Source organism: Tenacibaculum sp. SG-28 (genome assembly GCF_002954385.1).
Lineage (GTDB): Bacteria > Bacteroidota > Bacteroidia > Flavobacteriales > Flavobacteriaceae > Polaribacter.
On sequence record NZ_MQVY01000002.1, the window covers coordinates 187,756 to 210,853 of the forward strand.

At 35.9% G+C, this 23,098-nt stretch carries 17 protein-coding genes, 2 tRNA genes and 4 pseudogenes; 12 read left to right on the forward strand and 11 right to left on the reverse strand.

Features of this window, described 5'->3' with window-relative positions; genetic code table 11:
• Positions 1–109: 109 nt before the first annotated feature.
• The 8 genes and pseudogenes from BSU00_RS05795 to thiL form a co-directional block, all read right to left on the reverse strand.
• Positions 110–985 carry a hypothetical protein gene (locus tag BSU00_RS05795; protein WP_105003547.1) on the reverse strand — a complete coding sequence of 292 codons (876 nt, stop codon included), beginning with the start codon at positions 983–985 and terminating at the stop codon, positions 110–112.
• 64 nt (positions 986–1,049) lie between these two features.
• A complete protein-coding gene (gene nadD / locus BSU00_RS05800) occupies positions 1,050–1,643 on the reverse strand; it encodes a nicotinate (nicotinamide) nucleotide adenylyltransferase (protein WP_105003548.1) in 594 nt (197 codons plus the stop codon).
• Position 1,644: 1 nt separating this feature from the next.
• Positions 1,645–2,243 (reverse strand): annotated as a pseudogene (gmk, locus tag BSU00_RS05805) (guanylate kinase).
• A gap of 1 nt (position 2,244) precedes the next feature.
• Positions 2,245–3,110 (reverse strand): annotated as a pseudogene (locus BSU00_RS05810) (YicC/YloC family endoribonuclease).
• 37 nt (positions 3,111–3,147) lie between these two features.
• On the reverse strand, positions 3,148–4,041 hold the full coding sequence (locus tag BSU00_RS05815) for a DMT family transporter (RefSeq protein WP_105003549.1): 894 nt from the start codon (positions 4,039–4,041) through the stop codon (positions 3,148–3,150).
• 118 nt (positions 4,042–4,159) lie between these two features.
• On the reverse strand, positions 4,160–4,630 hold the full coding sequence (gene lysM / locus BSU00_RS05820; protein WP_105003550.1) for a peptidoglycan-binding protein LysM: 471 nt from the start codon (positions 4,628–4,630) through the stop codon (positions 4,160–4,162).
• A gap of 82 nt (positions 4,631–4,712) precedes the next feature.
• Positions 4,713–5,522: a hypothetical protein gene (locus BSU00_RS05825; RefSeq protein ID WP_105003551.1), complete on the reverse strand. Its 810-nt coding sequence runs from the start codon at positions 5,520–5,522 to the stop codon at positions 4,713–4,715.
• Between the two features lie 63 nt (positions 5,523–5,585).
• Positions 5,586–6,632 carry a thiamine-phosphate kinase gene (gene thiL / locus BSU00_RS05830; protein ID WP_105003552.1) on the reverse strand — a complete coding sequence of 349 codons (1,047 nt, stop codon included), beginning with the start codon at positions 6,630–6,632 and terminating at the stop codon, positions 5,586–5,588.
• 181 nt (positions 6,633–6,813) lie between these two features.
• Between thiL and BSU00_RS05835 the strand changes: the two are divergent.
• The 9 genes and pseudogenes from BSU00_RS05835 to sufD form a co-directional block, all read left to right on the forward strand.
• Positions 6,814–7,952 (forward strand): annotated as a pseudogene (locus tag BSU00_RS05835) (choice-of-anchor B family protein); the annotation flags it as partial.
• Between the two features lie 99 nt (positions 7,953–8,051).
• On the forward strand, positions 8,052–8,276 hold the full coding sequence (locus BSU00_RS13230) for a T9SS type A sorting domain-containing protein (protein WP_233188663.1): 225 nt from the start codon (positions 8,052–8,054) through the stop codon (positions 8,274–8,276).
• Positions 8,277–8,282: 6 nt separating this feature from the next.
• Positions 8,283–9,608: a hypothetical protein gene (locus BSU00_RS05840; protein ID WP_105003553.1), complete on the forward strand. Its 1,326-nt coding sequence runs from the start codon at positions 8,283–8,285 to the stop codon at positions 9,606–9,608.
• Between the two features lie 2 nt (positions 9,609–9,610).
• Positions 9,611–10,366 carry an MbnP family protein gene (locus BSU00_RS05845; RefSeq protein ID WP_105003554.1) on the forward strand — a complete coding sequence of 252 codons (756 nt, stop codon included), beginning with the start codon at positions 9,611–9,613 and terminating at the stop codon, positions 10,364–10,366.
• 3 nt (positions 10,367–10,369) lie between these two features.
• Positions 10,370–11,425, forward strand: a complete 1,056-nt coding sequence (locus tag BSU00_RS05850; RefSeq protein ID WP_105003555.1) for a cytochrome-c peroxidase — start codon at positions 10,370–10,372, stop codon at positions 11,423–11,425.
• Positions 11,426–11,539: 114 nt separating this feature from the next.
• Positions 11,540–11,869: an iron-sulfur cluster assembly accessory protein gene (locus BSU00_RS05855; protein ID WP_105003556.1), complete on the forward strand. Its 330-nt coding sequence runs from the start codon at positions 11,540–11,542 to the stop codon at positions 11,867–11,869.
• Positions 11,870–11,890: 21 nt separating this feature from the next.
• The gene (gene sufB / locus BSU00_RS05860) at positions 11,891–13,339 is read left to right on the forward strand and encodes a Fe-S cluster assembly protein SufB (protein WP_105003557.1); all 1,449 of its coding nucleotides are present in this window, start codon (positions 11,891–11,893) and stop codon (positions 13,337–13,339) included.
• Between the two features lie 65 nt (positions 13,340–13,404).
• The gene (gene sufC / locus BSU00_RS05865; RefSeq protein WP_105003558.1) at positions 13,405–14,157 is read left to right on the forward strand and encodes a Fe-S cluster assembly ATPase SufC; all 753 of its coding nucleotides are present in this window, start codon (positions 13,405–13,407) and stop codon (positions 14,155–14,157) included.
• Positions 14,158–14,226: 69 nt separating this feature from the next.
• Positions 14,227–15,539, forward strand: a pseudogene (sufD, locus tag BSU00_RS05870) (Fe-S cluster assembly protein SufD).
• A gap of 228 nt (positions 15,540–15,767) precedes the next feature.
• On the opposite strand, the gene odhB reads toward sufD, so the two are convergent.
• Both odhB and BSU00_RS05880 read right to left on the reverse strand, forming a co-directional pair.
• Complete coding sequence (gene odhB / locus BSU00_RS05875) at positions 15,768–16,973, reverse strand: 2-oxoglutarate dehydrogenase complex dihydrolipoyllysine-residue succinyltransferase (RefSeq protein ID WP_105003559.1); 1,206 nt, start codon at positions 16,971–16,973, stop codon at positions 15,768–15,770.
• A 71-nt stretch (positions 16,974–17,044) separates the two neighbouring features.
• Positions 17,045–19,774, reverse strand: a complete 2,730-nt coding sequence (locus tag BSU00_RS05880) for a 2-oxoglutarate dehydrogenase E1 component (protein ID WP_105003916.1) — start codon at positions 19,772–19,774, stop codon at positions 17,045–17,047.
• A gap of 265 nt (positions 19,775–20,039) precedes the next feature.
• Here BSU00_RS05880 and BSU00_RS05885 point away from each other — a divergent pair.
• Together BSU00_RS05885 and BSU00_RS05890 are read left to right on the forward strand one after the other, a co-directional pair.
• Positions 20,040–20,113, forward strand: a tRNA-Asn gene (locus BSU00_RS05885).
• A 49-nt stretch (positions 20,114–20,162) separates the two neighbouring features.
• A tRNA-Asn gene (locus tag BSU00_RS05890) sits at positions 20,163–20,236 on the forward strand.
• Between the two features lie 241 nt (positions 20,237–20,477).
• On the opposite strand, the gene BSU00_RS05895 is transcribed toward BSU00_RS05890, so the two are convergent.
• Positions 20,478–22,421, reverse strand: coding sequence for a putative porin (locus BSU00_RS05895; RefSeq protein ID WP_233188611.1), 1,944 nt, complete (start codon positions 22,419–22,421; stop codon positions 20,478–20,480).
• Positions 22,422–22,512: 91 nt separating this feature from the next.
• Here BSU00_RS05895 and BSU00_RS05900 point away from each other — a divergent pair, with 91 nt between their 5' ends.
• Positions 22,513–23,097, forward strand: coding sequence for a ribonuclease HII (locus tag BSU00_RS05900; RefSeq protein WP_233188612.1), 585 nt, complete (start codon positions 22,513–22,515; stop codon positions 23,095–23,097).
• Position 23,098 lies beyond the last annotated feature (1 nt).

Consider the following 23,098-nt stretch of genomic DNA (forward strand, 5'->3'; position numbering starts at 1 on the left):
CACTGTCTAAACTTAGACCTTTAATTTAGGAAAAAGTTTTAATTTCTTTTAAAAAATAAGAGCACCACAAATATTCTTAGTACAGAACTACTTGCAGCGCCCCTAAAATTTACTTTTTCTTTTTGCGTAGAGTAATTTCTTTAACCCTTCCAGAGGCATCCGTTATTGTTGCCGTATTATCACACGAACCATCTCCAAAATCTACCGTATAAGTAGCTGTTCCTTTGGTTACATCTAAAGTCCCGCTTACTATATACCTGCAGGCATATTCCCTTTTTAAAGCTTTAACAACAGCTACACTTTTAATGCTTCCATCGCTTTGTTTCGTCTCCCAGTCTCCTGTAATTAAAACTACATCGTCACCTCTTTCAGGAGTTTCTGCTCCATAAACTTTCTCCTTAACTCGTTTTCCTTGCTTTACCATCGTTTCACCGGTAGCAAAAGTTACCCGTATAGCAACTTCATGAGTTCGCTCAGGATTACCATTCGTATTTTCCCTTATCTTACTAATAGTTTTTCGACCTTCAACAGCGTTCTCATCTACAAAAAAATTTTCAAAAGTTATCGTCTTCGAAAACGATGCATCTGCCTTAACATAAGAAATAATAATTTTACCCGAAAAGACACTTCCATTTTTTCCAGAACAACCCTCACCAAAATCGAGAGTTACAATTCTCCCATTTGTAGTATCTTGAACAGTTCTTCGCAAGCAATTCGGATGATTTCCTTTTGTTCGGCTAGACATGAAAATAGATGTTGTAGCGTCAGATTTACCCACGTAACTTTCTTCTAAAACAGCATCGTCTTCAATAATGTTTGCTACATCGGCTGAAATATCGTCTACTAAAACTACCTGCAATGCCTCCTCGGTTGTTAAAGTATTGGCATCCATTTCTAAATCTTCATTAGATTCACAAGATGCAAGTGCAAAAAACCCTAGTAGAGATAAGAAAAGTGAAATTCTTTTTATTAATCTTTCAGTCATAATTTCTAATTTTTAAGTTAATCAGTTCTTTGACCTAAGGATTAAAAAAAAGTTTTGCAGAAAATTAAAATTTATTTTTATAAAAATTCATCTCATCGATATACTGCCAAACAGCAGCAGGCAATAGCGGGCGAAAAACTTTCCCTTCCTGAATTAAATTTCGTATCATGGTAGAAGAAATCTCGATGATAGGCGCGTTTACTTTCTGAATTTTAGGATGCTCGCTAAACTCTCCATTAGAAACTCCTTCGGATATTCGAGGATATACATACACACTGTAATCTTCTAAAATAGCAGTGTAATTTTTCCATTTATGAAAGCTCTTTAAATTATCCTCTCCCATTATAATAGAAAAAGAATGAGACGGATACTTTTCAGAAATCTGCGCTAAGGTATTTATGGTATAATTTGGTTGTGATAGTTTAAACTCAAAATCTGAAGGAATAATCTTATGGTAATCTTTGGTAGCTAAATACACCATTTCTAAGCGTTGGTGATTGTCTAGTAGAGATTTCTTTTTCTTAAAAGGATTGTGTGGTGTTACCATCATCCAGATCTCATCCAAATCTGAATGCTCAACCATATGATTTGCGATGATAAGGTGCCCTATGTGAATAGGATTAAATGTTCCAAAGTACAATCCTATTTTCTTCCCCATATTACTTCTTATTGTGTTGTTTTAGCTCTAAGAAATCCTCCACTAAATCTTCAGCATCTTGAAGAGCCACCTCCAAGTTATAATTTTTAATTATTTTATCAAACATAGGGCTGTTGCCAATTCAATTGGAGCTTTTGCTATTCTTGCCGCAATTTTCTCATCACTTTCCTCACCTCTTTTCTTTAAGCGCTTTAAAAGTTCGTTAATGTCAGGTGGCTTTACAAACACAGCCAACGTCTCTTCAGGAAACTTTTCTTTTATACGTAAACCACCTCTAACATCAATATCGAAAATCACGTGCTTTCCTTGTGCCCATATACGCTCTACTTCTGATTTTAATGTACCATAGAAATTATCTCTATATACCTCTTCCCATTCTAGAAAAGCATTGGTTTTGATATTTTTTTTAAACTCTTCCAACGAAATAAAGTAATAGTCTTCACCGTGCTTTTCATTACTTCTGGGTTCTCGAGACGTCGCAGAGATTGAAAATGCGAGATCAAATCTTTCTTGCGCTAGCAAGTGGCGAACTATGGTAGTTTTACCAGAACCAGAAGGTGCCGAAAAAACAAATAATTTCCCTTTAAAATCGTCTGACATACTATAATACGTTTAAAATTTGTTCTTTTATTTTTTCCAATTCATCCTTCATTTGTATCACTAGTTTTTGCATCGGAGCAAAATTTGCTTTTGAACCTGTAGTATTAATCTCTCTTCCAATTTCTTGGACGATAAATCCCAATTTTTTACCATTAGAATCTTCAGTAGCTAATTGCTCTAGAAAATAATCTAAATGGTTTGCTAAACGAACTTTTTCTTCGTTAATATCTAGTTTTTCTAGGTAGTAAATTAACTCCTGCTCAAATCTATTTTCGTCAACTTCTACTTGCAATTCCGCCAAAGCTTTTTGCAAACGTTCTTTAACGTGTACAATTCGATCTCCATCTAGCTGGTTTACACTAATTAGAGCTGTCTTTATATTTTGAATTCTCTGTTTAAAATCCTCCTCTAATGAAATCGCCTCATCCTACGGTACTGTTGTAATTCTTTAATCGCTTTGTCGATGTACAAATCTATCTGTTTCCATTCCTCCGGATCTAGTTCCTCTCTTTCTGTTTTTAAAGCATCTGGCATTTTAATTGCCATGTGCAATAAGGTTACATCTTCACTAGCTCCTGTTTGTACAATGTTTCGCAATTGTTCCATATACTCTCTTACCACACCTTTGTTAACGGTTGTTACCGTCTCATCTGCAGTCATCTCTACAAAAATTGAAAAATCAACTTTCCCTCGAATGAGGCTACTGGCTAGCTTTTTACGAACATCTAATTCTTTTTCTTTGTAATACGAAGGAATACGTGCGCTAATATCAAGGTTCTTACTATTTAAAGACTTTACTTCAATGGTAATTTTTTTAGCAGGCAATTGCAAAACAGACTTGCCATAGCCAGTCATAGAATGTATCATTATTTCAATGTATTAAAGGATGCAAAGATACATTTATTTATGATTTGTTCACCTCTCTCTTTGTAACTAAAAACACTCCTATAAAGATTAAAATAGTTGCTGAAATTTTAACCATATCCAAACGATCACTACCAACAAATAGTGCATATATTGTTGCCACAACTGGTTGTAAGTAAATAAAAACACTTACCGTAGTTGGTTTTAGTTTCGACAAGGCAAACAAGTTAAAAAGATAGGTTACGCAAGTGGAAAACACAACTACAAAACCTGCCTTAAAATAAATATTTGTTGGCATGGATTCCCAAGAGACCGCTAACAACTCAGAGATTCCAAAAGGTAAAACTAAAATAAAACCAAATAAATAAAGCCATTTTACAAAAAGTATCGGATTGTACTTTTGAATTATGTCTCTTACAATTACTAAGTATAACCCGTAAGAGGCTGCATTCACAAAAACTAGAAAGTTACCTAACATCCTATTCTCAGCATCTTGCCCTGTGGCATTTCCGTAGGCGATTAATACCACTGCTCCAATTAATCCAACTATTACGCCAAGTATTTTTTTTAAAAAAAGTCGTTCTTTTAGTAGAATACTTGAGAAAATTAAAACTAGAATAGGAGTAGTAACCATCATTACCGAGGCACTAATTGGAGTGGTATAACTTAGTCCTTTAAAAAATGTGAGCATGTTTAGGGCAATCCCAAAAAAAGAGGCAAAAAAGATTCGTTTGTAATCTGCCTTTTGAATTGCACCTACTTTTAAAAAAGCACCTAAAAACCAAAAGATTGCAGTAGCACCACCTACTCGTAGCAAAATAAAACCATACGGCATAATGTAAAGTGGCATAACTTCTTTGGCTACGGTAAAAGTAGCACCGTATATCAATGTTGCAATTGAGGTTGCAGTAAGGGCTAATGCTCTCGAATTCATGTACTCATTTTTTAAAACGCAAAGATGCGTAATAAGGATTGAATTATGGAAAATAAGCACAAAAAAACACCACAATTCCAAAGTAATTGTGATGTTTATTTATCATAGTTTTAAAATCTTATTCCGCTAACGGAGGAACTCGTAACACCTGCCCTGGATATATTTTATCTGGATGTGAAAGCATTGGCTTGTTTGCTTCAAATATTACTGTATATTTCATGGCATCACCATAAAATGATTTTGCTATTTTACTAAGACTATCCCCACTAACAACAGTGTGGAATTTAGCCATTTGCTCTGCTTTCACCTCTGCTACTTCAGCCACCGTCATATTGTCTTCCACAGCGGCGATACCATTGGTATTTCCAACTGCTAAAACAACTTTTTCTTTGGTTGCTAAATCCACAGCTTGCCCGTGTATCGTTGCTTTGTCATCATCTACACTTATCGACAAATTTTTAACCATTAACCCCATACCGTTTACGGCTTCCATTAATTTGGATGCTTTTTCTGCAGCCTCCTCTTCTGATGTTTTTCCAATACCGAAAACCTTAGCTCCTGTATCTTTCATGAATGAAAAAATTCCCATTGTTTTTCTAATTTTTTTTAGTTATTACTTTTCAAATGTATACGCACAAGATACAATTTAATTATTGTTACGAAAAACCGAATCAAAAAGTATATTCTACACCTATTACACCACCGTCAAAAAGTACTCCCCCAACATCGTAATGATGGTATCCAGAATAGATAGCAATCTTTTTTAAATGTACCTTCAGTTGTGTTTTTAACAAACCTAACGCAACAGAATTATTCAATATACTTTCCTTCCATGAAAAATGAATACTCACTGGGTTCCAAGGATAAATTTCTGTTCCCACACCATAAGTAAATCCAACGCGATCGACTTCATTACCGATAAAGGTTGCTCCAACCCCCCACCAAACTGAAAAATATCGCTCCCTAAATCGATTGTAATTCACCAGAAGAGAGGAGACATCTAAGTATGTAGCTGCTCCTCGATTTTTTTCCGAGAAGTGAAGGTGGGATGCTTCGATACCTACGATTGGAATTGGCTTATATAACCCATTTAATTCTATGACTTTTACAGAATTAAACAAATAATTTGCTCCAATCCGAAAATTACTCCTCTTAGTATTTTTATTAAAAGATGTAGTAAATTCACCACCGTCGAAGTAAGGATAAGGAGTAATTCCTCTTTTCTCAGCATCACCAACAATAACTCCTAAGGAAGCAAATAGTATTACGTCGCCCAATATTCCTAAAAAAGAATTGGACAATTCGTCTGAAAAAGAGGTTGTAGATTTGGAGGTTTCTTCTTTGTCTTGTTTGCTATTGACAGAAGAAGCACTGTACATTTTAGTAGTATTTTTTGTGAGATTTTCTTTGGCTTTCTTTAATTTCTGTTGGGAAAATACCACAGAAGAACTAAATAATAATAAGTAAATGATTTTTTTCATAGAAAATTAATTTTCTATGAATTGTCAATTATTGTGCCGAAATAAATAAACTATTAAAATTAATTATTCTTGAAAGGAATTCCAACCTTGTGCTTGCAAAGGTAATTCTTGACCAGATCGTGTTACCAAATTCATCCCTTGTTGTTCCTCTGTGATATGACCGATAACCGAAAGGTTAGGATTTCCTTTTACTTTATCGAAGTCTCCTACTGGAATGGTAAATAATAGTTCGTAATCCTCCCCACCACTAAGCGCCACCATTGTAGCATCGATGTTAAACTCCTCACAAGTAGAAATAACCTGTGGGTCTAATGGGAATTTATCTTCGTATAATTTACAGCCTGCCTTGCTATTCGTACAAATATGCATAATCTCCGAGGAAAGACCGTCAGAAATATCAATCATGGCTGTTGGTTTTACGTTGAGCTCTTTTAAAAGCTTCGGAATGTCCTTTCGAGCTTCAGGCTTTAACTGCCTTTCGATGATATACGTGTACGAATCCAAATCGGGTTGATTTTGCGGGTTCACCTTAAAAACTTCCTTTTCTCTTTCTAAAACTTGTAACCCTAAATACGCTCCTCCCAAATCACCGGAAACGACTATCAAATCGGTTGGTTTCGCACCATTTCTGTATACAATTTCTTCTTTTTTTGCATGCCCTATTGCCGTTATAGAAAGTAACATTCCTTTGGTAGAAGAGGTAGTATCTCCGCCAATCAAGTCGATTTTATAGGTGTCACAGGCTAACTGAATACCAGCATACAAAGCCTCTAATGCCTCTAACGGAAATCGATTAGAAACAGCAATAGAAACCGTAATTTGACTCGCTGATGCATTCATGGCATAAACATCCGATAAATTAACCATTACAGCTTTATACCCCAAATGTTTTAAGGGCACATAACTCAAATCAAAATGAATTCCCTCTACCAATAAATCGGTAGTGATTACCGTTTCTTTTTCTGTCGGTGCCAATACAGCAGCATCATCGCCCACTCCCTTAATTGTGGTGGAGTGGTAGGTGCCAAAATTTTTTGTCAAATAATTTATTAATCCAAATTCACCCAAAGATGAGAGAGCCGTTTTTTCTTGATTTTTATCTTCTAACATGGGGCAAAGATACTACTAGATTATGAAATCTACTATGAAAAATCTAAGGATAACACAACGCGGTAGGTTACGGTTCATTGCTGTTTATTTTTTCTTTGCTCTTTTCAAAAGCATAAGGGCTAATTAATTACGATTCATTTGTTTACTTTTTATACATTTGTAGGAACCTTCAATACCAATTATGTTAAAAAATTCCCTTCCCATCTTTATCATTTGTTTCTTATTTGCCAATTCTATTCATACACAAACACCTTGTGAAAATGGATTTGCTGGAGAATACCCATGTAATGGAATAGATTTACTATCACATGTTCCAATCGCTACATTAGCCAACGAAAATAATAGCGCAAACGGAAGCCCTCCTGAGGGAAGTGATATTTGGGGATGGGTAGACAGTAGCACTCAAAAAGAATATGCCATTGCGGCTATGACCAACAGTACTGCATTTGTAGACATTACAGATCCTATAAACCCTATTTTTTTAGGACGACTGGATTCTAATGCCAATAATAATTTTTGGAGAGATGTGAAAATTTATAAAAACCATGCTTTTATCGTAGCAGACAACGTAGGAAACCACGGCATGCAAGTTTTTGACTTAACTAAGCTACGAAATGTCACAACGCCTCAAAATTTCACCGCAGATACAATATACACAGAGGTAGGAAGTTGCCATAACATCGTAATAAATGAAGACACCGGAATTGCCTACCTAGTAGGGTGTAAAAGCACCAACGGAGGAGGCCCTATATTTGTAGACATTTCCGATCCAAAAAATCCAAAAAGTCTAGGAGACTACACAGATGCAGGATATTCACACGATGCACAAGTCATTACCTATGAAGGGCCAGATACTGATTATACAGGAAGAGAAATATACCTAGGGAGTAATGAGGATGCAATAGTTATATTAGACGTTACCGATAAAGAAAACGTCAGAAATATTTCCTCGATTACATATTCGCAACTAGGATACACGCATCAGGTTGGTTTACCGAAGACCAAAAATATTTTTTACTAGGGGATGAACTAGATGAAGATAATTTTGGCATGAATACTAGAACTTTAATCTTTGACTTACAAGACCTAGATAACCCAACCTTACACACTACCTATTTTGGTGCGTCAAAAGCAATTGATCATAATGGCTATGTAAAGGATGACGAATTTTACATGGCAAATTACACTGCAGGAATTCGTATTTTAAATATAGGTAGCCTCAGCAATGAGGATAATTCAGTAAAAGAAATAGCCTATTTTGACACGTATCCAAATAACAACAACACCTCTTTCGCAGGAGCTTGGAGTGTCTATCCATATTTTCCTAGTGGTACTATAATTGTTAACGATATCAATAAAGGCCTATTCGTAGTAAGAAAAAACAACACACTTTCCACAAGTTCTAACACATTGCCCCTAGTGGAAGTTACTGTAACTCCGAATCCAACTACGTCTAACGTTAAAATATTAATTAGCGATGGGTTGTTACAATCTTTAGCCGTGTATACCATTTTAGGAAAAAAAATACTCACCAAAGAAAATATAAATGAGAACCAATTCGTTATTCCTTTAGCCAATTATCCACAGGGCATGTATATTGTTAAAGTAAATGATAGAGTTGTTAAAAAAGTAATCAAAAAATAAATCCTTTTGCGACCAAAACAAAGACTACCATTATTTTGTATAGTATTGCTTTTATTCTCATGCCAAAAAGAAACGATTACACTCGCTCCAAATTTTATTGGGGAAATTGAATTTACGACCACTTTAGGAGGAAGTAAAAATGAGGTTGCGAAATCTGTTGTCGCAACACGAGATGGAGGATACGCAATTCTCGGATATGTGCAAAGCAATGATTTTGATTTTATCGAAAAAGAAGATCTTTCTTTTGATTTTGTTGTTCTAAAATACGACAGTAATGACAGCCTTCTTTGGAAGAAAATCTTGGGTGGAAGTAATGACGATAGAGGGTCGAAATTAGTGCACACCGATGACGGAGGCTTTGTGGTACTGGGATACAGTAAAAGTAAAGATCGAGATGTCTCTAATAATTCTGGAGATAGAGACTTTTGGGTTGCCAAGATTAATGAAGAAGGAACTCTTTTGTGGGAACAATCCTATGGATACCAAGGACGAGACTTTGGAACTTCGATGATCCAAACATCCGATGACGGATTTTTATTAGTTGGAGAACTCGATGTCACTGCATCAGGAGGAGAAGGCAATAGCCGAGAAAAAATACAACATGCGGGGGGAGATTTTTGGGTTATCAAACTAAATAGTAGTGGAAAAAAAGAATGGAGTAGGTATTATGGAGGAACTTTTACCGACACTCCAAGTGCTGTTCTTGAGGCTTCCGATAACAGCTTTTTAATTGTTGGCGCTTCCGACAGTAAAGACGTAGATATCTCTAATAATTTAGGGGGATATGATTATTGGATAATAAAAATAGATGCTCTTGGGAATTTAATTTGGGAAAGAAGTTTGGGTGGCTCTGAAATTGATAGAGCAACAGCTATTGCAGCTACCGAAGACAATAATTTTTTAATTAGTGGGAATACCAGGAGTTCCGATATACAAGTAACTAACAATAGAGGAGGATCTGATGTTTGGGTCATTAAACTTAGTTCGGAAGGAAAACTACTCTGGGAAAAATCGATTGGAGGAAGTGATTTTGACGCAGCAAACACCATGAAACCAACACAAGACGGAAACTTTTTAATAGCAGGAAGTACGCGAAGTTCCGATGCTGCAATAGAGAATAAAGGACAAAATGATGCGTGGGTGGTAAAAATAGACCCAAATGGAATTGTCCTCTGGCAAACCAGCATTGGAGGTAGTGAAATTGACGTTTTCTACGATGCCATCGAACTTCCCAATAGAAAAATAGTGGCCGTCGGAGAAAGTAATAGTAGTAATAATGATATATTTGTAAATCGCGGGTTTTCTGATATGTTAATTTCTAAATTAAAATAGACATGAAAAAAATTATTCTTCTACTTTTCGTAAGCCTAAGTATCGCTTGCAGCTCTGATAACGATACATTGGTAAATGAAATTTCTGTCACTCTTCGTTTCACACATAATTGGGATGGAGCGATAGTTACTGTGGATGATTTTAATGTTCTTGATTTCACCAATAAAAAAGGAACAAAATTAAGCATCGAAAGATTGCGGTATTTAATCTCTAGAGTAGAATTGATTAATTCTGCTAACGACACCCTATCTTTTGATGGCTACAAACTGGTAGATCTCGCGTCAGAGGAAGATATTCTATTTAATCTTCCAAATACGATCCTTGAGGGTCCTTACAAACTGGAATGTACCTTTGGATTTAACAATGAAGATAATATTGATAATGCATATCCTGATTTAAACAGTGCCAATTGGAACGTTCCAGAAAATCTTGGTGGCGGCTATCATTTCATGCAACTAGACGGCAAGTTCAAAGATTCTCTTTTTAACGAATCTCCCTATAATTTCCATGCTATCCAAGCCTATGATATGGCTACTCAAGAATCAAAAGACACGTTCTTTAGAGTAAACTTTGGAACGATTTCCATTTCTAAAAATGCTACCATTGAATTAAAGATGAATATAGCGCAATGGTTTAAAGAACCCCATGAGTGGGATTTAAACGAACTAAACACACAATTAATGATGAATTTTGAGGCACAAAAACAAATTTCAGACAACGGAAGAAATGTATTTAGTTTAGGAACTGTATCGCAGTAGCAAATGAAGAAATTTCTATTCCCTTTTATTTTGCTTTGCTACAGTTGCTCTTCAGATAGTAATATGGAAGAATATTCGCCTACTCCTTATCAACTTCAAATACCAGAAATTTTTAAAAGGACTATTATCAACCCAGTGATTCCAAAGGACAATCCTTTAAGTGTAGAAGGAGTTCGTTTGGGTAAAAAACTATTTTTTGAAAAATTATTATCTGAAGATAATAGTATTTCCTGTGCGAGTTGTCATACTCCAAAAAATGCATTTACCGATCAAAATCGATTTAGCACAGGAGTTGATAACAGCATGGGAACAAGAAATTCCATGCCGCTTTTTAATCTTGCATGGAACTACGACGAACGCTTTGCTTGGGACGGCAAAGAGATCAGTTTAGAAAGGCAAGCAAAAGAACCTGTGAACAATCCGCATGAGATGAACAGTAGTTGGAGCGAGGTTCTTAAAAAATTAGAAAACCATCCCGAATATCCCTCGCTTTTTGAAGAGGCTTTTGGCAAAAATAAACTGACTCAAGAATCAATAACCAAAGCCATAGCGCAATTCGAAAGAACACTCATATCTGCAGATTCTAAATTTGACAGATATTTACTTGGTACGACAACATTATCACAAGAAGAATTAAATGGGTTTTCGGTTTTTATTAGTGAAGATAAAGGAGATTGTTTTCATTGTCATGGAGGAAAAAACAACCCCTTATGGACCGATAATGAATTCCGAAATAATGGTTTGGATGCGGTTTTTTCCGATCTTGGTTTAGGAAACGTTACAGGAGACCCCAATGATAATGGTAAATTTAGAACGCCTTCACTTCGCAATTTAATTTTCACAGCTCCATACATGCACGACGGCAGGTTTGAGACCATTGAGGAGGTAATTAATTTCTATTCCGAGGGATTGAAAAAATCGTCAACAATTGATCCGCTAATGAAAAACGTTAATAAAGGTGGTGCAAATTTAAGTGGGCAAGATAAGTCTGACTTAAAAGCTTTTTTGCTAACTCTGACGGATAATAACTTCGTAAACAATCCAGATTTTAGGGAATAAAGAACTATTATCGATAAATTCTATCTAAACATAAGCGATATTCATTCAAAAAATTACAAAAATCATTTATTGTGATTATCTTTGCAGTTGATTAAAACCTAATCGTTAAATAATATGATAAAAGTTTCAGACACTGCAAAAAGAAAAGTTGTCGAGTTAATGACAGATGATGGTTTCGATGCTACCGAAGATTATGTAAGAGTTGGTGTTAAGAGTGGAGGTTGCTCAGGCTTATCATATGATTTAAACTTTGACAAAAGTCAACAAGAAAATGACAAGGTTTTCGAAGATAATGGTGTAAAAATTATTGTAGACAAAAAAAGCTTTCTTTACCTTGTTGGTACAACATTAGAATATTCAGGAGGATTGAATGGTAAAGGATTTGTTTTTAACAATCCTAATGCCAATAGAACCTGCGGATGTGGCGAGAGTTTTTCGCTTTAATATACAGCAAACACAGAAGTAATGAGTAAATACACAGAAGACGATTTACGAGAAGAACTAAAAGACAAAGAATATGAGTATGGATTTTATACTGATATTGAAAGTGACACCTTCCCAAAAGGATTGAACGAAGAGGTAGTTCGTGCTATTTCAAAAAAGAAAAACGAACCAGAATGGATGACCGATTGGCGCGTTGAAGCGTTTAGAATTTGGGAGAAAATGGAAGAGCCAGAATGGGCAAATGTGAATTATACTAAGCCAAACTTCCAGGATATATCGTACTATTCTGCTCCTAAGAAAAAACCAAAATTAGAAAGTTTAGATGAAGTAGATCCTGATTTACTCGATACCTTCAAAAAACTTGGTATTTCACTAGACGAGCAAAAACGATTGGCTAACGTGGCGGTAGACGTAATTATGGATTCCGTTTCTGTAGCGACCACGTTTAAGGAAACCCTAGCAGAAAAAGGCATTATTTTTATGCCAATTTCAGAAGCGATAGAAAAACATCCGGATTTGGTAAAGAAATATATAGGATCCGTTGTTCCGCCAACAGATAACTTTTATGCCGCTCTAAATTCGGCAGTATTTTCAGATGGTTCATTTTGCTATATTCCGAAAGGCGTTCGTTGCCCTATGGAGTTGTCTACCTATTTTCGCATAAATGAAGGAGGAACAGGGCAGTTTGAAAGAACGCTTGTAGTGGCTGATCAAAGTAGTTATGTGTCCTATTTAGAAGGATGTACTGCTCCGCAAAGAGATGAAAACCAATTACATGCCGCAGTGGTGGAGTTGATCGCTTTAGACGACGCTGAAATAAAATACTCAACGGTACAAAACTGGTTTCCTGGAGATGCTTTCGGTAAAGGAGGCGTATACAACTTTGTAACCAAACGCGGTATTTGTGAGAACAATGCCAAAATTTCTTGGACACAAGTTGAAACTGGATCAGCTGTAACCTGGAAATATCCAAGCTGTATTTTGAAAGGAAACAATTCTGTCGGAGAATTTTACTCTATCGCTGTAACGAACAATCATCAACAAGCCGATACCGGAACTAAAATGATTCACATTGGTAAAAATACCAAGTCGACGATTATTTCAAAAGGAATTTCCGCTGGTAAATCACAAAATAGTTACAGAGGTTTGGTACAAATAAACGCAAGAGCTGAAAATGCACGTAACTTTTCACAATGTGACAGTTTACTGATGGGAAATGCTTGTGGTGCACATACCTTCCCATACATAGAAACCAAAAATAAGACGGCACAAGTTGAGCATGAGGCAACGACAAGTAAAATCGGAGAAGACCAATTATTTTATTGTAACCAACGAGGAATTGATACGGAAAAAGCCATAGCACTTATCGTAAATGGCTTTAGTAAAGAAGTATTAAATAAACTTCCAATGGAATTTGCCGTTGAAGCACAAAAACTATTAGAAATTTCCCTGGAGGGAAGTGTTGGATAATACACTCCAACTAAAAAAAACAAAAACACGAAGCTAAAGTTTCCACTTAAATAGGATATATTAGGATGTTAAAAATAGAAAACTTACACGCAGAAGTAGAAGATAAAGCCATACTAAAAGGAATTAATCTAGAAGTAAAAGCTGGTGAGGTACACGCCATTATGGGACCAAATGGTGCCGGTAAAAGTACCTTGTCATCGGTAATCGCAGGAAAAGAAGAATACGAAGTTACCTCGGGTACAATTGAACTTAAAGGGAATGACATTAGTGAATTAGCACCTGAAGAAAGAGCTCATGCGGGTGTATTTTTATCGTTTCAATACCCTGTAGAAATCCCGGGTGTTACCGTAACAAACTTCATTAAGACAGCGATTAATGAATCTCGTAAGGCGCAGGGATTAGAGGAAATGCCAGCGAAAGAAATGTTAAAGAAAATACGAGAAAAATCAGAATTGTTGGAAATTGATCGCAAGTTCTTATCGCGCTCTCTTAATGAAGGTTTTTCCGGTGGAGAGAAAAAGAGAAATGAAATATTCCAAATGGCAATGTTAGAACCTAAATTAGCCATTTTAGATGAGACAGATTCTGGATTAGACATAGACGCGCTTCGAATTGTTGCAAATGGCGTTAACAAACTAAAGTCTGAAGACAATGCTGTGGTTTTAATTACGCACTACCAAAGATTATTAGACTACATCGTTCCCGATTATGTTCACGTTTTATACGATGGAAAAATTGTAAAAACAGGAGATGCTTCCCTAGCTTTAAAATTAGAAGAGCAAGGATATGACTGGATTAAAGAGGAAGTAAACAGTTAATACCTTTACAATTAACACGAAATACCAAAAGTATTTGTATTCAAATTGTAAATCTTACAACGCGTAACAATGGAGTTAAAAGAAAAATTATTGTCGTCATATGTAGCTTTTGAAAATGGAATAAACACCAATTCAGACTTGCATAACATTCGTTCAAAAGCTTTAAAAAACTTTGAAGAACTAGGTTTTCCCTCTAAAAAATTAGAGGCATGGAAGTACACCTCCTTAAATTCTGTTTTAAAGGAAGACTATAGTATATTTCCAGAAAATGATGCAGCGATTACCTTAGCAGATGTAAAAAAATATTTCATTCATGATATCGACAGTTATAAAATTGTCTTAATTGATGGAAAGTACAACTCTTTTTTATCGGAAACCACCCATGAAGGGTGGATATCTGTCTCTTATCTGCTGCACTCACAAAATCAAAATTTAAGCCTGTTATCGAAAACTATTTTAACAAAATAGCAAAACAAGATAACATGACTTCTTTAAATACAGCATTTGTCACGGAAGGTGCTTTCATTCACATTCCTAGAGGTGTTGAAGTGGATAAACCAATTCAAATTATCAACTTTACCACGGGGAAAGAATCGGCCACTATGGTGCAGCCAAGAAATCTAATCGTGCTTGACAATAACGCACATGTGCAAATCATCGAACGACATCAAAGTTTAACGGACAATGCCGTATTGACCAATGTAGTTACTGAAATATATGCCGATGTTCATGCGACCTTAGATTACTATAAAATCCAGAACGATAACAAGAATGCTTCTCTTGTAGATAATACCTATATCGAACAACAACGAGAAAGTGAATGTGCGGTTCATACTTTTTCTTTCGGAGGAAATATTACAAGAAATAATTTAAACTACTTTCAGAAAGGAGAACACATAAATTCTATTTTAAAAGGCATTACCATTATCGAAGGTAAACAACACGTAGATCATCATACACTTGTGCACCATATCGAGCCAAATTGTGAAAGTCATCAAGACTATAAAGGTATATACGATGACAAGTCTACTGGTGTTTTCAATGGGAAAGTAATAGTAAATAAGGAGGCACAGAAAACAAATGCGTACCAGCAAAATAACAATGTATTGGTAAGTGATAAAGCAACCATAAACGCTAAACCCCAATTAGAAATTTTCGCAGATGATGTTAAGTGTTCGCATGGGTGTACCATAGGACAATTAGACGATCAAGCATTATTTTACATGCAACAACGAGGTATTCCTAAGAAAGAAGCGAAAGCCTTATTAATGTACGCTTTTGCTAATACTGTATTAGAGAGTGTTAAGATTCCTGAAGTAAAGAAAAGAATTACCAAGTTAATCGCTAATAAACTTGGTGTTAATATCGGATTTGAACTTTAATACTACAAACCTTAGAACATAAAAAAAGCTCTGCTGGTGCGGAGCTTTTTTGTCAAAATACCTAAGAAGCAAAGCTACAATTACTAGATAATATTACATGGAGAACATACGTATAGCATAACAAAGGATACCGTTATAACCAATGAAAACCGAAAGACTGTGTTTTTATCCATAAAAAAAGCCTACTGAATCCAGTAGGCTTTTCTGTATTTCAAAAAATAATAAGGTTTACATTTCTAGTGCTTTGGTAGGATTGTTGTCCATCAATAATTCCACTGGATTCTCTAAGGCCTCTTTAACTGCAACTAGGAAACCAACAGACTCTCTTCCATCAATAATTCTATGATCGTATGATAAGGCAACATACATGATAGGTTGAATTACTACCTCTCCATTTACGGCCATAGGACGATTTACAATATTATGCATCCCTAATATACCGCTTTGCGGAGGATTTATTATTGGTGTCGATAACATAGAACCAAAAACGCCTCCATTGGTAATAGTAAATGTACCTCCGGTCATTTCATCCACAGTAATTTGACCTTCACGAGCACGAATAGCCAATCTTTTTACTTCACTTTCTACACCTCTAAAGGTTAAATTTTCGGCATTTCTTATTACTGGTACCATTAATCCTTTTGGTCCTGAAACTGCTATAGAAATATCTTGGAAATCGTGCTTAACCTGGAAATCACCATCGATCATAGAATTCACGTCTGGATACATTTTAAGAGCCCTAACTACTGCCAAAGTAAAAAAGGACATAAACCCTAAACCAACACCATGCCTTGCTTTAAATGCTTCTTTATATTCGTTACGTAAATCAAATATAGGCTGCATATTTACCTCGTTAAAGGTAGTTAGCATCGCTGTTTCATTTTTAACAGAAACTAAACGCTGTGCAACTTTTCTACGCAACATAGATAATTTTTTACGCTCTGTACTGCGAGCGCCATTTCCTGGAGTTCCCATAGAAGGCACCGCTTTAACAGCATCCTCTTTGGTCACACGTCCATCTTTACCAGTTCCTTTTACATCAGAAGCTTTTATACCTTTTTCAGCCAGCACTTTCTTAGCTGCTGGAGAAGCAGTACCGGATGCATAGGTTTCTTTTACTGGTGCTGCTGATACAACTTCTTTCTTCTCTACTTTTGCAGGAGCTTCTTTTTTAGACTCTGCTCCTTCGGGTTTCGCAGCACTTCTATCAATAAGACATACAACAGCCCCAACTTCAACAGCATCTCCCTCTTCCGCTTTTAAAGTAATAATACCACTTTCTTCTGCTGGTAATTCAAGGGTTGCTTTATCAGAATCTACTTCGGCTATCGGCTGATCCTTTTCCACATAGTCGCCATCTTCTACCAACCAAGTTGCTATTTCTACTTCGGTAATTGATTCCCCCGGAGAAGGAACTTTCATTTCTAAAACCATCAGTTCTAAATTTTATATCTGCGTTTATTTTATGTTTCTATTATTCAAATTTGCTGGTACAAATGTAACAATTAATCAAAAACTTTATCGATTACTGCTTGATGACGGCGTTTAAACCTCGCACTAGAACCAGCTGCTGGTGCGGAATGGTACCCTCTTGAGGCACATTCTAAGGTGGCGTTTTCAAAACGCTCTAGCATATGTGTCCAAGCTCCCATATTTTTAGGTTCTTCTTGTGCCCATACGTAACGCTCTACATTTGGATACAAATCCATTATTTCTTTAATTTTTTCATTATGCAGAGGAAATAATTGTTCTATTCTAACTAGAGCAACATCTTCTCTACCTAAGCTTTCTCGAGCTTCTAACAAGTCATAGTAAAATTTACCCATACAGAACACCATCTTTTTAACCTTCGATTTTGTTACAGATACATCATCAATGACTTCCTGAAAAGTTCCTTCCGCAAGCTCTTCCATCGTACTTACTGCTTTAGGCAAGCGCAATAAACTTTTCGGTGTAAAAACTATAAGTGGTTTTCTGTAATCACGCTTCATTTGACGACGAAGAATGTGATACATATTAGCAGGAGTTGAACAATTGGCAACAATCATATTATCAATAGCACAAGATTGTAAAAAGCGTTCCATCCTTCCAGAAGAATGCTCTGGACCTTGCCCTTCATAACCATGCGGTAGTAATACAACCAACCCATTTTGCAACTTCCACTTGTCTTCGGCAGAAGAGATGTACTGGTCGAACATTATTTGTGCTCCATTTGCAAAATCTCCAAATTGTGCTTCCCATATCGTTAGGGTATTCGGCGCAGCCATAGCGTACCCGTAATCAAACCCTAAAACTCCGTATTCGGATAGGTGGGAGTTATAGATAGTCATAACTCCTTTGTTGTTCTTATTGGTATTTAAAAGATTAATTCTTTCCTCCGAAACCTCATCTCTTAATATAGCATGACGATGAGAAAAAGTTCCTCTTTCCACGTCTTCCCCTGAAATACGAACATCAAATCCTTCTTCTAGTAACGTTCCGTAGGCTAATGTCTCTGCAACCCCCCAATCTAGAGCATTTGTTTCAAAAACTCTTTTAGAACGATCATTTAAAATACGTTCTGCTTTCCTTAAAAACTTAACCCCTTCTGGAACAGTAGAAACTACCTTTGCAATATTTTTAAGTTTTGAAAGGCTATACGTTGTGTCTGTTGGCTGTAACATTGTTTCCAACTTCTTACGTAGAAAACCTGTCCAAACCTCTGGCATGAATTCGTTTACTCGAGATACTTCTTGTTTTTTAGACTCTTGAAATTCAAGTTCTAGCATCTCCTTAAACTCGTCGGTAATTTGCTTAACATAAGAGGCGTCTACGACGTTCTGCGCAATTAATGCATCGGCATAAATCAGTTTTGGATTCTTGTGTTTTGCAATAGCCTTGTATAATTTAGGTTGGGTAAATCTTGGTTCGTCTCCCTCATTATGTCCGTATTTACGATATCCTAACAAATCGATAAATATATCCCGCTTAAACTTCATTCGAAACTCAACAGCTAACTGCATCGCGTGACAAACCGCTTCAGCATCATCTGCATTCACGTGAAGTACAGGTGATAAGGTAACTTTAGCAATATCTGTACAATAGGTACTAGATCTTGCATCTAAGTAATTCGTTGTAAACCCAACTTGATTATTAACAACAACATGAATTGTCCCTCCCGTTTTGTATCCGTTTAACTGCGCCATTTGCACAACCTCATAAACAATACCTTGCCCAGCTATAGCAGCATCTCCATGCACTAAGATAGGAAGTATTTTACTAGCGTCTCCCTCGTAATCATTGTCTACTTTAGCTCTTACAATCCCCTCTACAACCGCGTCTACGGTTTCCAGATGCGATGGATTTGGCACTAAATTCATTTTAATTTCTTCTCCGTTCTTGTATTGCTTGCTTAGTGTTAACCCTAAATGGTACTTAACATCACCCGCTATAGCTTGGTCTTCGAAATCCTTGCCCTCAAACTCGCTAAATAAATCTCTAACTGGTTTTTTAAAGATATTAACTAGTGTATTTAATCGTCCTCTATGGGCCATACCCAAAACACACTCTTTAACACCATACTTTTCTGCAGCATCCCGAAGCGCTATACTTATTCCAGGAATCAGAGTTTCTCCTCCTTCGACCGAAAAACGCTTTTGCCCAACGTATTTGGTTTGCAAAAAGCTTTCAAATCCAACGGCCTGATTCAATTTGGAAAGAATATACTTTTTAGTATCTGCAGAGTACTTTGGGTGGTTATCGTTTTCATTCAAACGATTCTGCCACCATTTAAGTTCTTCCGGATTTCTCAGGTACATATATTCAACGCCAATACTATCACAGTATATGGCTTTTAAATGATCGATGATCTGAGAAAGAGTTTTAGGACCAATTCCTAGAATCTCACCAGCATTAAAAACGGTAGACAAATCACTTTGAGATAACCCAAAATTCTCTATATCGAGAGTTGGAGTGTATTTTCTCCTTTCTCTAACTGGATTTGTTTTGGTAAACAGATGTCCTCTTGTACGGTATCCGTTTATCAAATCTATTACTAAAAATTCTTTGCGTACTTCTTGTGGAATCTCAACTGAAACTTCTTCATCGGTGAGAAGATAATCTTCATTAGCTAAATCATAACCTTGAAAAAAACTTCTCCAACTTGGTTCTACCGCATCCGGATTATTTTGATATTGCTCATACAAATCACCAATAAATCCGGCATGTACTGCGTTTAAGAACGAAAACTTGTCCATATTTTTGTTATACTTTTCTTTGTGTAAGAATAATGAAAACAAAAGTACAACTTTTAGTAAAAACACGTATTTTTTTTAGTTATAATTTGATTTTTTTACCAAAAAAAACTTCTTGTAAAAAAAATAAACACTTACTAAATTATTTATTTACAAGATATTTATCAAAAGCCCTTAAGTAAAGACTGTTTTTTTATAGTATTTTATTTGGAGAACCAAAAAAAACACTTAAATTTGCACTCGCATTTTAAAACAATTAGTTTTAAATTCCTCCTTAGCTCAGTTGGTTAGAGCATCTGACTGTTAATCAGAGGGTCCTTGGTTCGAGCCCAAGAGGAGGAGCAAAAGGTCATTAGAAACCTTTAATTCTAAACAAGTTCTAGAGGAACATTCCTCCTTAGCTCAGTTGGTTAGAGCATCTGACTGTTAATCAGAGGGTCCTTGGTTCGAGCCCAAGAGGAGGAGCAATTTAATAAAAAGTTCAACAGTAATGTTGAACTTTTTCTTTTTATGGTGTTCGCGTATTTCCTGTGATCGCCTTACCATATGGCTCTGCCTAATACACCTATGAAAAAGCACAGCATTACCTATTAAAAAAATAAGCATACAGAAATCCATCTAGCAGTAGAATTCTTGTGCGTGTGGTTTCAATGGCAATCATTTTTATTGCCAGGACTGAAAAAAAAATTAAAATATTTATAGAAGTTTATATAAACCAATTCCAAACCAATCCGAATCGGATAACAAAGTCACGATACGGATAATTTGGTGCAGACAAGTAATTTTTCTTTAAAAAGAAAGAACTCACATTATCTGCCTTGAAGTAAATTCGTGTTCTTTTCACACGTCCGTTAAAAAATAGATCCAACATTGGATATCCTATTTCGCTATCATTTTGAAGCGTAAACTCCCCTAGGAGTGGATTAAATGCATTGGCATTGTATTTCGAGAAATATTTGAATGTAGCTCCTATTTGTACGTAGATAGGATCTCCCTTAAACCAATTGTCAGCGTAATAAAAAGTATTCCTAGTTACGAAATCAGGCACTCGTAAAACACTACTTCCATTTGCGACATTTTGATACATCAAGGTATTATCTAATGCAAATTTTCCAAACTTAAACTCCTTAGAGACCTTAGCTTTTAAATAGTTAACCGGACCATCGTATTGTGATGGAAGACCATTTTCATCAAAATAGGCATGGTTGTTAATATTTGTTATATCTAAAGAGGCACTACCCCATTTCGTATCTATCTCCCCTCCTATAACTCTTGTTCCAACAATTGCCATATTGGTTTCCCAGTTGTATTTGTTGTAGTTACTTTGTAAAAGTTGAAAATTAAAGTTTGGCAACCTGTTATTGATCTTCAATCGGGCCTTTACTTTTAAAAGACTATCCTTTTTGTACAGTGCTTCTGCGTAAAAATCATTCCCTGCTAATCTAGCTTTCCCTGGAGTTATTGATGTCGAGGCATTAATGTAAAAATTCTTAATTCTACCATTCCAATTAGCTCCAAAAGAGACCGCATTTCCTCGTAACTGGTTTCTCGTCATAGAAACCGTATTGTTCTGCAAGCTTTCGTAACCATACGTGTAGGTCTTATAGGTCGTTTTTACTCGAAATTTACCCAAAACATATTTAGAATTAAAATCGAGAAACAGTTGGTTGTCGTATAAGAGATAATTGGTTCTGTTATTTACCGATCCGGTAATTCTATTTACATCTATCAAATCAGAGGGAGTGGTTTGACTGAAGGTAAAAAACTTGGAGTCTCGTGTAAACGCATGCCCTATCTTAAGGTTGGAAAAGTCTTTATCTCCAAGACTATCTTTGGAGGATAGTATTTTAAAATCGTGCTCAAAATACAAACGCTTACTTTCAAACAAACTTTCTGCGTCGTTAAAATTAACGTCTAAACGACCTCTATCATTGCTAAAAGTAGGATCATCATTCAAAAAATATTGCATGGAAACTTCTGTTAATCCCCCGCTTTCTTGGTTTAAAAAATCTTGATTTACTGCATGCCCTCGAATACTATATTGACTTTCTGGTGTTTCATAGTGAAAACTCAATCTAAAATTTCCAGTACTAGATAAAGATCTTCTGTAAGCTCCTAAGGAGCGAAGCCCTTTATAGGCCAATGCAACGTTTAATCGCTTAGAGAAATTTGCAGTAAAAACAGCATCCACAACCTGCCCTTGCTCCAATCCGGTTCGATACATAATCTCTGTAGTTGGTGTGGGAACTTGGTAGTATTTAACATCTTCTATACCGATGTAATTGAACTGTTTCGCTGTAAATCCAATATCCGGAATGATAGAATTTTTACTAAAATCATACGCCAAACTATTAAATGTTTGTCCTTGGTTATGAAATGCTAATAACTCGAAATCATCTTTTCTCAAAAAGTTAAATCGGTAGTGTTTTTGGAGTGTTAGGGTAGTATCTACAATCGTAGTATCCTTTCGATGGGAAATGATTTTATAATCTGTATATTTCGTCTTTCCGTCTAATATTACCTCCAGCTCGCCATTGTTTAACGAATCCATGCGTTTGCTTGTAATATTATTTTTATTAGGATTCTTATACCCTCCCTCTACGGTTCTTATTTGCGAGAATACGGAAGCACCAAATATACAGAAAACCAAAATCAAAAACATTTTCTTCATAACGACAAAAGTAAAATAATAAAATGAGAAAAATCGCCAATATTTACTTGTAAAACTGTTAATTTGTATTGTGTTAAAATCAAATTACAGCGGCACTTTACTCGAGGCAGGTGCAGATGAAGCAGGAAGAGGATGCTTATCTGGCCCTGTAGTTGCCGCTGCAGTAATACTTCCCGAAAAGTTTAATCATCCCCTATTAAACGATTCAAAGCAAATTTCAGAAAAAAACCGTAAAATTCTTCGCCTTTTCATTGAAGAGCAAGCTATCGCTTACGGAGTTGCATTTGTCCATGAAGAAGAAGTAGACAAGATAAATGTATTACAAGCCTCCATAACCGGCATGCATAGAGCTATCGCAAAGCTCGATACAACACCGACCTTTATTATTGTGGATGGCAATAAGTTCAATCCTTATCCTGAAATACCACATAAGACAATTATAAAAGGAGATGCTAAATACCAAAGCATCGCTGCAGCTTCAATTTTAGCAAAAACATATCGAGATGATTTTATGCAAAAAATTGATGCAGAATTTCCGGAATATAATTGGAAAAAAACAAAGGTTACCCAACTAAAGAACACCGAAACGCAATTCGAAAATATGGCGCTACAAGGTACCACAGAAAATCATTCAAATTACTTCCGGAACAACTAAA

What these genes read in the sequence shown, in the direction of transcription:
- BSU00_RS05850 (WP_105003555.1), top strand. Translation starts at nt 10,370, where the DNA reads ATGAAGAAATTTCTATTCCCTTTTATTTTGCTTTGCTACAGTTGCTCT.
- odhB (WP_105003559.1), bottom strand. Translation starts at nt 16,973, where the DNA reads ATGGTTTTAGAAATGAAAGTTCCTTCTCCGGGGGAATCAATTACCGAA.
- sufB (WP_105003557.1), top strand. Translation starts at nt 11,891, where the DNA reads ATGAGTAAATACACAGAAGACGATTTACGAGAAGAACTAAAAGACAAA.
- nadD (WP_105003548.1), bottom strand. Translation starts at nt 1,643, where the DNA reads ATGGGGAAGAAAATAGGATTGTACTTTGGAACATTTAATCCTATTCAC.
- sufC (WP_105003558.1), top strand. Translation starts at nt 13,405, where the DNA reads ATGTTAAAAATAGAAAACTTACACGCAGAAGTAGAAGATAAAGCCATA.
- BSU00_RS05795 (WP_105003547.1), bottom strand. Translation starts at nt 985, where the DNA reads ATGACTGAAAGATTAATAAAAAGAATTTCACTTTTCTTATCTCTACTA.
- BSU00_RS05855 (WP_105003556.1), top strand. Translation starts at nt 11,540, where the DNA reads ATGATAAAAGTTTCAGACACTGCAAAAAGAAAAGTTGTCGAGTTAATG.
- lysM (WP_105003550.1), bottom strand. Translation starts at nt 4,630, where the DNA reads ATGGGAATTTTTTCATTCATGAAAGATACAGGAGCTAAGGTTTTCGGT.
- BSU00_RS05815 (WP_105003549.1), bottom strand. Translation starts at nt 4,041, where the DNA reads ATGAATTCGAGAGCATTAGCCCTTACTGCAACCTCAATTGCAACATTG.
- BSU00_RS05880 (WP_105003916.1), bottom strand. Translation starts at nt 19,774, where the DNA reads ATGGACAAGTTTTCGTTCTTAAACGCAGTACATGCCGGATTTATTGGT.
- BSU00_RS05845 (WP_105003554.1), top strand. Translation starts at nt 9,611, where the DNA reads ATGAAAAAAATTATTCTTCTACTTTTCGTAAGCCTAAGTATCGCTTGC.
- thiL (WP_105003552.1), bottom strand. Translation starts at nt 6,632, where the DNA reads ATGTTAGAAGATAAAAATCAAGAAAAAACGGCTCTCTCATCTTTGGGT.
- BSU00_RS05825 (WP_105003551.1), bottom strand. Translation starts at nt 5,522, where the DNA reads ATGAAAAAAATCATTTACTTATTATTATTTAGTTCTTCTGTGGTATTT.